Here is a 13,714-nt window from a genome sequence, read left to right on the forward strand (position 1 = left end):
AAAGTGAGAAATTTCGCTCCGGTTCCGTGTAACTTTGATCGCAGCCCCCCGTATCTAGCGGTGAAACCAGTCCTGTTTCGCGCCACGGAGACCAATCATGTTCGACCGCCGTATCCTGCTCGCGTCCGTCGCCGGCCTTTTTGGCCTCGCCGCCTTCCGCTGGCTGCGATCCACCCCGGCCAATGCCGCGGAGAAATTCGAGGTCGAGAAGACCGATGCGGAATGGCGCGCGCAGCTGACGCCGCAGCAATACGAGATCCTGCGCAAGCACGGCACCGAACGCCCGGGATCCAGCCCGCTCCTGAAGGAAAAGCGCAAGGGCATCTTTGCCTGCGCCGGCTGCGACCTGCCGCTGTTCTCGTCGGAAACCAAATACGAGAGCGGCACCGGCTGGCCGAGTTTCTATCAGCCGCTGGAGAACGCCCTCGGCAAGACCGAAGACCGAACCCTCGGGATGCTGCGGACCGAAGTGCATTGCCGTCGCTGCGGCGGTCATCTCGGTCATGTTTTCGACGATGGACCGAAGCCGACCGGCCTGCGCTACTGCATCGACGGCTTTGGCATGGTGTTCAAGCCGGCGGCCGCGTCGGCGAGCTGACCCGGCCCCGTGTAGGCCCCGTGCCGACCCCTTGGGCCCGGCAATTGTTGCCCGTCCCGGCAATTGTGCCCCGGTCCCTGGACCGGGGCTTTTCATTCAAGCGATTGATTCTGCTAGATTTTACTATCTGGCACGGTGCTTGCGACACTCTCCTTCGATAGCGGCCATGGTTTTCCAGGCACCGGCGGGCCGCCCGGATCGAATTTGGAGAAAATGTCATGGGTATCTTCGGCGCTCTTACGACGGCCGTGGGCGGCTTGCGCGCGGAGTCGTACGCACTGGAAAACATCTCGGGCAACATCGCCAATTCGCAGACCACGGCGTTCAAGCGCATCGATACCAGTTTTCTCGATCTCATTCCGTCGACCGGGCTGACCAACCAGCTCTCCGGAAGCGTCACCACCAGTTCGCGCAGCACCAATACGGTGCAGGGCGACGTGCAGTCCGCATCGGTCGCCACCTACATGGCCATCAACGGCTCGGGCTTCTTCTCGGTGCAGAAGCCCGGAACCTTCACCGACGGCGCGCCGGTGTTCGACGGCGTCGACCGCTACACCCGCCGCGGCGATTTCCAGATCGACAAGAGCGGTTATCTGGTCAACGGCGCCGGCTACTTCCTGCAAGGCGTTCCGGTCGATCCGACCACCGGCAACCTGACCGGCAGTTCGCCGCAGGTCCTGAAATTCCAGAACGACTTCCTGCCGGCGCAGGAAACCACCAAGATCGAGTATCGCGCCAACCTCGCCAGCTATCCGCTGACCACCGCTCACGACAAGTCGGTCCAGGGATCGGAATTGCTGGCTCCGGCCTCGTTCAGCGCCGGCTATAATCCCCTGGTGGTGGGAACGCCCGCCGCCCCCTATGTCGATGCGACCACGGGCGGCACCGTCCAGGTCAACAAGGCCGCGCCGGCAGTGGCCAACACCGGCGCGACCTTGCTGTCGGGCGCGGCACCCAGCGATTCGCTCAGCGCCAATTTCGCCGTCGGCGACACCGTCACGATCAACGGCACCGTCGTCACCTTCGTGGCGGCGGGCGCCGTCGGCAACCAGCTCAACATCACCGACAGTATCTCGACGCTGTTGACGAAAATCGACTCGATCACCGGCACCGCCATCCCATCCTCGATCTCCGGCGGCGCCATCACGCTGCATTCAGGCACGCTTGCCGATCTCTCGGTCACCAGTTCGAACTCCAGCGCATTTGCAGCACTCGGCTTCACCGGCACCGCGACGGCGCTGCGTACCGGCGGCGGCACCATCGGAACCGGCCAGGTGATCGGCCAGGACAACTCGACGTTCCTCAATCAGACGATCGCCGGCGGCGCGGTGACCACGTACGACGTGTCCGGCGCGCCGGTGAATCTGCAGTTTCGCTGGGGCAAGGTCGACTCCGTCTCTCTCGGAGTTGGTCACACCGACACCTGGAACATGTTCTATCAGGTCAACCCCAACGCAACCGGCACCAACGTCGCCTGGCAGAACATCAATACCAACTTCACGTTTTCGCCCAGCGGCCAGATGACCCCGCAGATCGCGTCCATCACCCTGACCAACGCCACGGTCAACGGCCTGTCGATCGGAAGCCCGGTGGTGGTGTTCGGCAGCGGCGGCATAACGCAGTTCGCCGACGCGAATGGCAACGTGCAGGTCAACCAGATCCAGCAGGACGGCTTTCCGGCCGGCCAGCTGCAGTCGGTCGGCGTCTCCACCAACGGCCGCATCGTCGGCAATTACTCGAACGGCCGAAATCTCGATCTCGCCGAAATCACGCTGGCCAGTTTCAACGGCACCAACTTCCTCAAGCGCGCCGACGGCGGCGCCTTCGAGGCGACCGACGGATCCGGACAAGCGCTGTACGGCAAAGGCGGCGCCATAGTCGGCTCGTCGCTCGAGGGATCCAACACCGACATCGCCGACGAGTTCACCAAGCTGATCGTCACCCAGCAGGCCTATTCGGCGAACACCAAGGTCATCACCACCTCCAACACGATGGTGCAGGATCTCCTGAACGTGCTGCGATAGTCGCGGTCCGCGATCGATCCAAGATGGGTAGTATGTCATGAGTCTGGGTCAAGCACTTGCAACCGCGATGTCGGGCCTGCGCGTAACGCAGGCGTCCCTTGCGCTTGTTTCGTCGAACGTCGCCAACGCGGAATCGCCTGGCTATGCCCGCAAGACGCTCAATCAGATCACCGGCGTCACCGGCGACTTCGGCTCCAGCGTACGCATCAACGGCGTCAACCGCGAGCTCGATCAGTATCTGCAGACCCAGATCCGCACCGAAACCTCCGGCGCGTCGTATGCCCAGGTCCGTTCCACCTATCTCGCCAATCTGCAGTCGGTATACGGCAATCCGGATTCGGCCGGCACCATCGAGGACGCATTCAACAAACTGACGACGGCGGTGCAGGGACTGTCGACCAGCCCGGACTCGGCGTCGGCGCGAATCGGCGTCGTCAATGCCGCACAGGCGCTGGCGCAGCAACTCAATGCCACGACGCAAGGTATCCAGAACCTGCGCGCCAATGCTGAAACCGGAATCAACGATTCCATCAACGTCGCGAACAACGCGCTGAAGCAGATCGCGCTCATCAACAACCAGTTGCAGAACAACGGCCGGACCGATGCCGCGACGGCGTCGCTGCTCGATCAGCGTGATCAGTACATCGATCAGATGTCGCAGCTGATGGACATTCGCGTCGTCACCAACAACCTCAACCAGGTGACGCTGTTCACCAATTCCGGCGTGCAGCTGGTGGGAACCGAGGCGGCGCAGCTGTCCTTCAATCCGCAGGGCACGATGACGCCGAACACGCTGTACGATCCGAATCCGTTGAAGAACAATGTCGGCACCATCACCATCGATTTTCCGCATGGCGGCAGCTACGATCTGGTCGCCACCAACGCGATCCGCTCGGGCAAGCTCGCCGCCTATCTCGAATTGCGCGACAACTCGCTGGTAAAGGCGCAGGCGCAGATCGATCAGTTCGCCGCGTCGATGTCGAGCGCGCTGTCGGACCAGACCACGACCGCCGTCGCAGCCCCTGCCAGCGCATTGCCGCAGGCCGGCTTCGATCTCGATCTGGCGGGTGTGCAGACCGGCAACGTCGCGCATATCACCTACAAGGACAACATCACCGGCCTCACGCACAATCTTTCGATCATGCGGGTCGACGATCCCAGCATATTGCCGCTGAGCAATAATGCGACGCTGGATCCGAAAGACGAAGTGCTCGGCATCGATTTCTCCGGCGGCATGGCCTCCGTCGTTACCCAGCTCAACGCAGCGCTTGGCGCCAGCGCCAGCCTGCAGTTCTCGAATCCGTCGGGATCGACGCTGCGCGTGCTCGATGACGGCGCCACGAACCGGGTGGATGTCACCGCGGCGTCCGTCACCAGGACGGTGTCGTCGCTCACCAGCGGCAGCGCCCAGCTTCCGCTGTTTACCGATGGTGGCGTAGCTTATACCGGGGCCTTGACCGCCACCGGCGCGCAGCAGACGGGTCTCGCCGGCCGCATCAGTGTCAACGGGGCGCTGATCGGCGATCCCTCCCGCACCATCGTTTACTCGACCAGTCCGCTCACCGCCGCCGGCGATACCGAGCGCTCCGATTTCATCCTCAACCAGTTGATGACCGGCAGCTACCGGTATTCGCCGGAGAGCGGCATCGGCACCACCGGAACACCGTTCACCGGCACGCTGCTGAATTTCGTCCGGCAGGTGATCAGCATGCAAGGCGAAGCCGCGAGCTCCGCGGCGTTGCTGGCGGACGGCCAGGAAGTCGTTCTCAACACCCTGCAGAACAAGATGAACGCGACTTCGGGCGTCAACATCGACGACGAGATGGCGCATCTGTTGGCGCTGCAGAATTCCTATTCGGCAAACGCACGCGTCATGTCCACGGTCAAGGACATGTACGACGTGCTGATCGCGGCAATGTGAGGCCTTCATGTCAATCGTCGGCGTAAGCGGCAAGACATCCTATATCGGCGCGCAGATCCTCGATCTCAGGGGGCAGCTCGACGACCTGCAGACGCAGCTCTCCACCGGCAAGGTTTCCACCACCTATGCGGGGCAGGGCCCCGACCGGGCGTTTGCGCTCGGCCTGCGCGCGCAGATCGCCAACATCAACGCCTATGCGGACAGCGCGAACAACGTCCAGACCCGTATCAACGTCGCGAACCTTTCGCTGCAGGGGCTGTCGAGTGTCGGCAGTTCGGTCAAGGCTGCGTCGGCTTCCTCGACCATCGTGCTCAACAACAACGGCCAGACCTCCGCCCAGATCACGGCGCAGGCCGCGTTCGCCAATGCCATCTCCATGCTCAACACCCAGTCCGGCGACCGCTTCCTGTTTTCGGGACGTGCCACCGACAGGCCTGCGACGGTGCCTGCCAACGATATGCTCTATGGCATCGGAAGCCAGGCCGGTCTGACGCAGATGATCAGCGAACGCAGGCAGGCCGATCAGGGACCTGGCGCTGCCCCAATGGGGCGTCTCGCCGTCACGGCGCCGCCGCTGACGACAACCGTCACCAGCGTCGCCGAAGACGGTTCGGCGTTCGGCTTCAAGCTCTCGTCGGTGAGTTCGACGCTGACTGGCGCTACCATCGCGCAGCCGGCCGGCGCCCCGCCGGCGACGACGGTCGATCTCGGCGCCGTCAATCCGAACAACGGCGAGAAGGTCAAGTTCAATTTCAAGCTTCCAGACGGCACCATGGAGTCGATCGAGCTGACGGCGCTGACGACGACGACCACGCCGCCAGCGGCGGGCACTTTCCAGATCGGCGTCGATACCGCTGCCACTACGGTGAATTTGCAGGCCACGCTGACCACGTCGATACAGAAGCTGGCCGACACCGCGCTGGTCGCGGCGTCCGCGATCCAGGCGGCGGATAATTTCTTCAATGCATCCGCAACGATCTCGGGCAGCGCCGTCAACAACAAGGATACGGTCCCGGCGCCGATCACGGGCGCAACGCTGCTGTCCGGCGCCGCGGCAACGGATTCGCTGGCTACCGACTTCGCCGCTGGCGACACCATCACCGTCAACGGCACGCCGATCACGTTCGTTGCCTCCGGCGCCACCGGAAACCAGCTCAACGTCACCGACAGCGTTCAGGCGTTGATGCAGAAGATCGATTCGATCACGGGCACCACCAGTCCATCGACGATCAACGGCGGAGTGATCACGCTGCATGGCGGCAACGCCAGCGATCTGACGGTCACGAGCTCGAATACCGCCGCGTTCGCGGCGCTCGGCTTCGGCGCCACGGTGACCGCAAGCCCGGCGCCGCTGCGGGTCGGCGGCCCGCCATACAATACGGCGACGACCCTGGTGGCCGGAACGGCCGCCGACACCGTGATCTGGTACACCGGCGAAGCCGGTTCCGATTCAGCTCGGGGCACCGCGGTCGCGCGCGTCGACCAATCGATCACCGTTCAGTATGGCGCGCGCGCCGACGAGCAGGCTTTCCGGCATCTGCTGAAGAACGTCGCGGCGTATGCCGCCGTTACGACCGATGCCGCCAATCCGAACGCCAGCGGCCAGAGCACCGCGCTCAGTCAGCGCATCGGAGCCAATCTCGCGCCACAGACCGGCTACCAGTCGCTGCAGGATATCCAGGCGGAGTTTGCCGGCGCGCAGCACGCGGTGAAATCGACGACCGATCGGCAGACCCAGCTGAAGGGGATGGCGCAGGCCATGCTCGACTCGATCGAGGGCATATCGACCGAAGAGGTGGCCACCAAGATTCTGGCGCTGCAGACTTCCTTGCAGGCTTCGTATCAGACCACCGCGACGCTCTACCAGACCAGCCTGCTGAAGTATCTCTGATCGGTATCAGTGATCGGTTTCAGTCCTGCCGAAACGCCAAAGGCCTCCTTGTCGGAGGCCTTCTTTCTTTGCGTGCCGGAGTTGTGCTGCGTTACGCCGATTTGCGTTCGGTCTCGGCGGCGGTCTCGGCCGCGGCATCGGAAGCCTGGAGGTCTCTCGCATTCTGAATCAGCCTTTCTTCATGGCCGATCAGTTTTTTCGATTCCTTCAGCGCGTGATACAGATCGCCGTTCAGGATGTGATTGTTGATCCCTTCGATGAAGGGCCAGGCGCTCGGCATGGCGCTCAGGATGTCGCGCACCAGGCTGAAATAGGTCGGATGATGCGCCATCGGATCCGGCGACAGATACATCAGCTGCACGGCGAGATAGACCAGCTTGGCCGGCGTGTCCGCCGTGTCGGGCGTCAGGATGTCCTTCTCGCGCAGGATCGGAATCCTGTCGCCGTCGATCAGCAGCCTGGCGCGCTGGTCGGTGTTGGTGACCACGCAGGCGCCGATGATGATCCGCTCGTTCGGCTTCAGCTCAACTTTTAGGGCCATTCACGTTCTCCGTTGCCGCCTCTCGCGCAGGCTTTCGTTACCGCGAATTTCAAATGAGTGTCGGCCTTGATTAGCGCCAGAGGCGGGTCGGTCGTGTTTTGGCCGCTCCGGCCGCAATCCTTTCCGATTATGGTTAACCATTGGTAAACGGAAATTTCCGCCGTTTTTGGCCGGCATGCAGGATGTGCCGTCGTATCAGTAGTATTGCTGAGTAAGTCGTCGCCGACCTAGCCGTTTCGTGCTGCCGCCACCTCGTTTTTTGTCGGTAACGATTCATTTTTTCTTAGAAGCTTGGTTCCAAGGTGAGCCGTCGCCCGATCAAAAAAGATTGGAGCGCGTTCGCAGTCCAGTTTCACACCAGAAAGGTATGAACATGTCCGGCATTGTTCTTTCGTCCTCGGTTCGCCAGAACCTCCTCTCCCTGCAGTCGACCGCCGATTTGCTCGCCACCACGCAAAATCGCCTTGCCACCGGCAAGAAGGTCAACTCGGCCCTCGACAACCCGACCAACTTCTTCACGGCGTCTTCGCTCGATTCGCGCGCCAGCGACATCAACAACCTGCTCGATGGTATCGGCAGCGGCGTGCAGGTCCTGCAGGCGGCCAACACCGGCATCACCTCGCTGCAGAAGCTGGTCGACAGCGCGAAGTCGATCGCCAACCAGGCGCTGCAGACCACCGTCGGTTACGCCAAGTCGACCGTGACCAGCGCGACTTCGAGCGCAACCGCGGCCAACCTGCTCGGCACCACGGCTCAGGTGACCAGCTCGGTCAACGGTTCCGTGCTCGTCAACAACGTGTCGCAGACCTACACTTCGAGCGTCGGCCCGACCGGCACCGTGATCAACAACAACCACCTCGGTGCTTACGTTGCGCCGGTCTACAATGGCGCGGCCGCGGGTGCCGCAAGCGGTGCCACGCTCGTCAGCGCTTTGACGTCGCCGCCGGCCATTGGCGAGACCCTCATCGTCGGCTCGACCACCATCACCATCACCGCCGCGGGCGGTCTCTCGGACGCCACCCATGTCGCCCTTGACGATAACCTCACCTCGGTCCTCGCCAAGCTCGGTACTGCGTCTGGCGGCAGTGCCACGCTCAATGCCGGTGGCTTCCAGATCACCGGTAACACCGGTGCTGACCTGATCATCGGCGGAACGGCTGCTGGCGATTTTGGCTTAACCCCCGGCACCTATGCCCGTACCAACGCGGCTACGGCCCCGGCTCCGATCACGACCGCGACGTTGCTGGCCGGCGCTGCGAGCCCGTCGTCTGACGCGCTTGCGAACGCGCTGACGACGTCGGACACGATCACCGTCAACGGCAAGACGATTCACTTCTTCGACACGGGCAATGCCGTCCCGGCTCCCGCCTCTCCCGTGTTCGGCGACATCTATCTCGATCTCGCGAGCGCCACGATCAACAACCTGAAGACTTCGATCGACACGCTGAGCGGCGGTTCTTCGACGCTTGTCGGCGGTGCTTTCACCCTGTCGACGGGTACCGGCGCTGACATTGTCACCAGCGGCACCGGCCTGGCCAAGATCGGCCTGAGCGCGGGCACGATCACGCGTACGTCCGCTCCGGCAACCGCCGCGCAGATCACCGGCGCGACCGCGCTGAAGGGGGCTGTCGGCACCAACTCGCTGACCAGCAACTTCACCACGAGCGATACCATCACGGTCAACGGCAAGAACCTCGCGTTCTTTGACTCGAGCACGGGCGGTGCGGCCGGCATCGCTGCCAACACCACCTATTTCGACATCGCCACTGCAACCGTGGCCGACGTCGTGGCCCGGATCGATGTCGATAGCGGCGGCACCGGTTCGTCTGTCAATGGCGGCAAGGTGACGCTCAATGCGGGCACCACGGCCGCTCTGGTCATCGGTGGCAGCGGCCTGGCCAAGCTCGGCCTCGTCGCCGGCACCACGGCGGCAAGCACGCCTGCCAACCCCGGCCTCTCGGGCAAGACGCTGACGGTCGCTGCGACCGGCGGCGGCGTCGCGACCAACATCACCTTCGGCTCTGCTTCTGGTCAGATCTCCAACCTGAACGACCTGAACACGGCGCTGGCGGCGAACAATCTTCAGGCTTCGATCAACACCACCGGCCAGATCACCCTGACCACCACCAACAATGCTGCTTCGTACAACATTGGGGCGATCGGTGGAACGGCTACCGACCCGGGCGCGGCCTTTGCGGGCGTGTCGGTCGTCAACACGGTTGTGGATGTGAACTCGCAGGCCACCCGCGCCAGCCTGGTTGCCCAGTACAACCAGACCATCGACCAGATCAAGACCACGGCGCAGGACTCGTCCTTCAACGGCGTCAACCTGCTCAATGGCGATGCGCTGAAGCTGGTGTTCAACGAAACCGGCAAGTCGACGCTCAACATCACCGGCGTCAACTTCGACCCGGCGGGTCTCGGCCTCTCCTCGCTGGTCCAGGGCACCGACTTCATCGACAATTCGTCGACGAACAAGGTCCTGACCTCCCTGAACGCCGCCTCTACCGCGCTGCGCTCGCAGGCATCGGCCTTCGGTTCGAACCTGTCGATCGTGCAGATCCGTCAGGACTTCTCGAAGAACCTGATCAACGTGCTGCAGACCGGCTCGTCCAACCTGACGCTGGCCGACACCAACGAGGAAGCGGCGAACAGCCAGGCGCTGTCCACCCGCCAGTCGATCGCGGTGTCCGCGCTGGCGCTGGCCAACCAGTCGCAGCAGAGCGTGCTGCAGCTGCTGCGCTAAGTCGGGCGCCGAGCACGAAAACCGAGGCGGCGGGGGCAACCCCGCCGCTTTTTTCTTGGCCGAATCCCGGCTGGTCTTTTGCCAGGTTCCCGACGCATTTGGTAACGCTCGATAACCATATTTAAAGGCGCGCTCTGTATGAAAGATGGGCAGTCACAAAGCCCCCCGCGGTCGTGCGAACCGCTTCCTTCGAGGTTATGAATGTCCAATGCAGCCCAGGCGTATGCGCGTACCTCCCAGACCACGTCATCTCCCCGCGAAATCGAGGCGCAGGCGCTGCTGAAGGCCGCACGGCAACTTCGTGACGTGCAGGACAACTGGACCGGCCCCGACAAGAACCTGCACGAAGCGCTTCTGTTCAATCGCCGGCTGTGGTCGATTTTCATGAGCTCGGTGACCAACCAGGAGAATCCGCAGCCCGCGGATGTCAGGCAGAAGATCGCCAATATCGGCGTGTTCGTGATGAACCAGACCGTGGAAATGCAGCTGAACCCGGATCCGGCCAAGCTGAAATCCTTGATCGACATCAATTGCAATCTCGCGGCAGGCCTGTCAGGCCGCGGCTGATGGCAACGGAGCGGTAAATGGCTGACGTTCTCTCTATCCTGTCGGCCAACTACAAGACCGTGGGAGCGACGATTCCGTCGAAGACGCCGTATGTCCCGGTCGATGCCAAGCTCTTCCAGGGCGACTGGACCGGGAAATATCCCGACAACAAGACGTTCAAGATCTCGGTCTCGAACGTCACCGGCTTTCGCGCCAAGGTGCAGTACCAGAGCGGCGGCACCAATAAATACGCCGATGTCCTGATCAAGGACAACGCGTTCCGGATCGGCGATACGAAATTCAAGCTGACCAAGATCGGGACGGCGGAAATCAAGAACGTCATCACCGATCCCTCGACCGGCGCAACACTGCTCGATACGGCTTACGCCAAACAGTCGTCGACCCGCTAGGGCAGGCCGCTTTGGTTCAGGTCCTTCTCGGGCCTTTCCAGCTCAAATCCTGCCAGCTCAAATCTTGCGGTCGGTGGCGAGCATCCGGGTCGGCGTGCCCTTGCTCTGGTCCAGGCTGTGGAAATAGGCGCGGCGGCGCAGTATCGCCTCTTCGGGAAATTGCCGTACCACGAGGCTCGTCTTCTCGTCGACCACCTGATAGACGATCGACGCCGCAGCCCGATCGATTACCACCTGATGCGATACCGAAGGGGTCCCGACGCCGGAATCGACGCGCGCGCGTACGCTGGCGTCCACGACCGTGACGCTCTGCGGCGACGGCAGTTCGGTTGCGACCGCATGGTTGGCCGCTTCGCTCACGGGCGGAGCGACCGGTGTGGCAACCGGTGCCCCCACCGGTTTGATGTTGAAATCCATACTCATGGCAGCCTCCTGGCTTGCTTCGAGTCAAATCCCAACCCCTCGTCGGACGCAACTATGCCGGAGACCTCTCAACACTGAGTTAGAAAACGCGATGAATTCCGCGCTGAAACCGGCGCGGCAGTTTGATGAAAATTGTCTGCAGTTCGGCGCGCTCAGAGCGAGCGGCTGACCGCCAGCGGCGTGAGGTTGACCCGTCCCGGCTGCGCGCGCTGTCCGGCCGCGGTGTAGGTGTTGGGAATATTGCGGCGCTGGATCTCGGTGTTGACGCCGCGCACGATGCCTTCCGACACCGCGTGCGCGGTAGCCAGTACCGTGAGGTTGACCTGCAGCATGGCGCGAAAGGTGTCGTGATGGCGATGCAGCGAGGTCAGCAGTTCTGGCGCGTTCTGCGTCAGATATTTCTGGCTGGCTTTCAGATGCGCGACCGCGCCGACGTAGCGGCGTGACAGCTCCGATTTATGCGTCTCCAGCATCATCGCCTCGCGCACCTTGCCGGCGCGCACCAGTTCGGTTTCGCGCTCGATGACGCCAAGCAGCGTGTTCATCGCTTCCAACAGATATTCGGCGAGCTTGCGGGCCTCGGCGGGCGTCGAGGCGGCCGGAATCGGGGCGGGTGCCTGCGGCCGTGGAGCTTGCTGGTTCATGTCGGATCCCCTGATTAGCCGGCGCGGTTGGCTTGCTGCAGAATCAGCGTGCGATAGACTTCGGTGGAAACGCCGATGCCGCCGGCCTTGGCGAAGTTCTTCGAATATTGGTCGGTCAGCATCGAGCGCCACACGCCGGTGCTCTTGGTGTCGCCGAACGGGCCTTCGCCCTTGATGCCGGCGGTCATCTGCGAGAACATCGAATTCAGGAACACCGCTTCGAAGTCCTGCGACGAGGCTTTGGCCTTGGCTTGCGCCTGCGGCGATACCTTGGTCAGGGCTTCCGCAAGCTGATAGTCCGGGCGGCCGTAGCGCGTCGGCATCGCGGCCTTGGCCGAGGTGCTGCTGGCGGTCGGGTTGATCAGGCCGTTCGGCATCACATCACCTCGATGTCGGCCTGGATCGCGCCGGCGGCCTTGATCGCCTGCAGGATGCTGATCAGGTCGCGCGGGCCGATGCCGAGGCCGTTGAGGCCGTCGACCAGCTGTTGCAGCGACACGCCGTCCTTGACCAGCGCGAATTTCTTGCCGTCCTCGGTGACCTTGACGCTGGAGTTCGGCGTCACCACGGTTCGTCCGCGCGCAAACGCATTCGGTTGGCTCACCTGCGGGCTTTCGGAAATCGAAACGGTGAGGTTGCCCTGCGCCACCGCGACGGTGGCGACGCGGACGTCGCGGCCCATCACGATGATCCCGGAGCGTTCGTCGATCACGATCTTGGCGGCGAGATCCGGCTCGACCTGCAACTGCTCGATCTCGGTCAGGAAGGCGACGACGTTGCCCTTGAATTCGGCCGGGATGCTCATCTGCACGGTGGAGGGGTCGATCGGCTCGGCGGTCTTGGCGCCGAGGAAGTCGTTTACCGCGGCGGCAATGCGCTTGGCGGTGGTGAAATCGGCGTTGCGCAGCGCCAGGCGCACATTGGGCAGGCGGTTGAGCGCGAATTCGATCTCGCGCTCGATGATGGCGCCGTTGGCGATGCGGCCGACGGTCGGCACGCCGCGCACCACGCTGGCGGCAGCGCCTTCGGCGGCAAAACCGGCGACCGCGACCGAGCCCTGCGCCACCGCATAGACGTTGCCGTCGGCGCCGAGCAAGGGGGTGACGAGCAGGGTGCCGCCTTGCAAATTCTTGGAATCGCCGAGCGCGGAGACGGTGACGTCCATCCTTGTGCCCTGGGTGCCGAACGCCGGCAGGTTGCCGGTCACCATCACGGCGGCGACGTTGCCGGTGCGGATGGTGGCGCCGCGGATGTTGACGCCCATGCGCTCGAGCATCGCCTGCAGCGACTGCTTGGTGAAGGGGATGTTGTTCAAGGTGTCGCCGGTGCCGTTGAGGCCGACGACGAGGCCGTAGCCGATCAGCTGATTCTGCCGCACGCCCTCGATATTGGCGAGATCCTTGATCCGGGAGGTCGCGCCGGCTGACATGGACGACAGCACCAGCGCCAAAAGCGCGGCGCAGGCCATCTGAAAAACGCTTGCCGAATGAACGCCTGGCATCCTCTGCTCCCCGCGAGGTCTCTGATCCGGATCCGCGCATCACTCCCATGACGGCGATCCGGCAATACCTATGCGAACCCTGTGCCACGTCGATGTTTCGAATATCGCATTGATTTAGCGAGATAATTTCCGTAACTCACCGCGCCGCCCGGAACGCGGCGGCGGCGAAACTGCCGCTCCCCGGCAAATTCTGCCGGGCGATTCACGTTTCGTTAACCACGGGGAGGCGATGCTGCCGCTTACACCGCGAGACCAAATCATGCGCATCTATGGACCGACCGGCACCACTCTCGGGAGCTCTGCCGGCAACGCCAAGCGAAGCTCGTCGACTGGTTTTTCGCTGCCGGAGGCGGCCACGGCGGCTGAGACCCGCTCCGCCGCCCCGCCGAAAGCGGCCGGCAACATCGATGCGCTGCTGGCGCTGCAGGGTGTCGAGGATCCCACCGAGCGCCGCAAACGTTCGGTGCAG

At 63.2% G+C, this 13,714-nt stretch carries 13 protein-coding genes; 8 read left to right on the top strand and 5 right to left on the bottom strand.

Annotated elements, in window-relative coordinates:
* Positions 1–97: 97 nt before the first annotated feature.
* From msrB to Q7U29_RS02840, 4 genes are all read left to right on the top strand, one after another.
* Entirely contained in the window at positions 98–598 is a 501-nt protein-coding gene (gene msrB / locus Q7U29_RS02825) for a peptide-methionine (R)-S-oxide reductase MsrB (RefSeq protein WP_304738133.1), read from the top strand.
* A 218-nt stretch (positions 599–816) separates the two neighbouring features.
* On the top strand, positions 817–2,622 hold the full coding sequence (locus Q7U29_RS02830; RefSeq protein ID WP_304738136.1) for a flagellar hook-basal body complex protein: 1,806 nt from the start codon (positions 817–819) through the stop codon (positions 2,620–2,622).
* Between the two features lie 37 nt (positions 2,623–2,659).
* The gene (flgK, locus tag Q7U29_RS02835) at positions 2,660–4,543 is read left to right on the top strand and encodes a flagellar hook-associated protein FlgK (RefSeq protein WP_304738139.1); all 1,884 of its coding nucleotides are present in this window, start codon (positions 2,660–2,662) and stop codon (positions 4,541–4,543) included.
* A 7-nt stretch (positions 4,544–4,550) separates the two neighbouring features.
* Complete coding sequence (locus Q7U29_RS02840) at positions 4,551–6,434, top strand: flagellar protein (RefSeq protein ID WP_304738142.1); 1,884 nt, start codon at positions 4,551–4,553, stop codon at positions 6,432–6,434.
* A 91-nt stretch (positions 6,435–6,525) separates the two neighbouring features.
* Here Q7U29_RS02840 and flbT read toward each other — a convergent pair whose 3' ends face one another.
* On the bottom strand, positions 6,526–6,975 hold the full coding sequence (flbT, locus tag Q7U29_RS02845) for a flagellar biosynthesis repressor FlbT (protein ID WP_304738144.1): 450 nt from the start codon (positions 6,973–6,975) through the stop codon (positions 6,526–6,528).
* A 373-nt stretch (positions 6,976–7,348) separates the two neighbouring features.
* Here flbT and Q7U29_RS02850 point away from each other — a divergent pair, with 373 nt between their 5' ends.
* The 3 genes from Q7U29_RS02850 to Q7U29_RS02860 all read left to right on the top strand — a co-directional run bounded on the left by Q7U29_RS02850 (position 7,349) and on the right by Q7U29_RS02860 (position 10,677).
* The gene (locus Q7U29_RS02850) at positions 7,349–9,721 is read left to right on the top strand and encodes a flagellin (protein ID WP_304738147.1); all 2,373 of its coding nucleotides are present in this window, start codon (positions 7,349–7,351) and stop codon (positions 9,719–9,721) included.
* 201 nt (positions 9,722–9,922) lie between these two features.
* Positions 9,923–10,288 carry a flagellar biosynthesis regulator FlaF gene (gene flaF, locus Q7U29_RS02855; protein WP_304738150.1) on the top strand — a complete coding sequence of 122 codons (366 nt, stop codon included), beginning with the start codon at positions 9,923–9,925 and terminating at the stop codon, positions 10,286–10,288.
* 17 nt (positions 10,289–10,305) lie between these two features.
* The gene (locus Q7U29_RS02860) at positions 10,306–10,677 is read left to right on the top strand and encodes a hypothetical protein (protein ID WP_304738152.1); all 372 of its coding nucleotides are present in this window, start codon (positions 10,306–10,308) and stop codon (positions 10,675–10,677) included.
* A 57-nt stretch (positions 10,678–10,734) separates the two neighbouring features.
* On the opposite strand, the gene Q7U29_RS02865 is transcribed toward Q7U29_RS02860, so the two are convergent.
* The 4 genes from Q7U29_RS02865 to Q7U29_RS02880 all read right to left on the bottom strand — a co-directional run bounded on the left by Q7U29_RS02865 (position 10,735) and on the right by Q7U29_RS02880 (position 13,245).
* Complete coding sequence (locus tag Q7U29_RS02865; protein WP_304738155.1) at positions 10,735–11,100, bottom strand: hypothetical protein; 366 nt, start codon at positions 11,098–11,100, stop codon at positions 10,735–10,737.
* 152 nt (positions 11,101–11,252) lie between these two features.
* The gene (locus Q7U29_RS02870; protein WP_304738157.1) at positions 11,253–11,744 is read right to left on the bottom strand and encodes a hypothetical protein; all 492 of its coding nucleotides are present in this window, start codon (positions 11,742–11,744) and stop codon (positions 11,253–11,255) included.
* Between the two features lie 14 nt (positions 11,745–11,758).
* Complete coding sequence (flgJ, locus tag Q7U29_RS02875) at positions 11,759–12,121, bottom strand: flagellar assembly peptidoglycan hydrolase FlgJ (protein ID WP_304738161.1); 363 nt, start codon at positions 12,119–12,121, stop codon at positions 11,759–11,761.
* The gene (locus Q7U29_RS02880; RefSeq protein ID WP_304738165.1) at positions 12,121–13,245 is read right to left on the bottom strand and encodes a flagellar basal body P-ring protein FlgI; all 1,125 of its coding nucleotides are present in this window, start codon (positions 13,243–13,245) and stop codon (positions 12,121–12,123) included. Before Q7U29_RS02880 ends, flgJ begins: the two co-directional genes overlap by 1 nt.
* 259 nt (positions 13,246–13,504) lie before the next feature.
* Here Q7U29_RS02880 and Q7U29_RS02885 point away from each other — a divergent pair.
* On the top strand, positions 13,505–13,714 hold a 210-nt coding region (locus Q7U29_RS02885; protein WP_304738167.1), incomplete at its 3' end, for a flagellar assembly protein FliX.

The sequence above is a fragment of the Bradyrhizobium sp. genome (genome assembly GCF_030654605.1).
Taxonomy (GTDB): domain Bacteria; phylum Pseudomonadota; class Alphaproteobacteria; order Rhizobiales; family Xanthobacteraceae; genus Bradyrhizobium.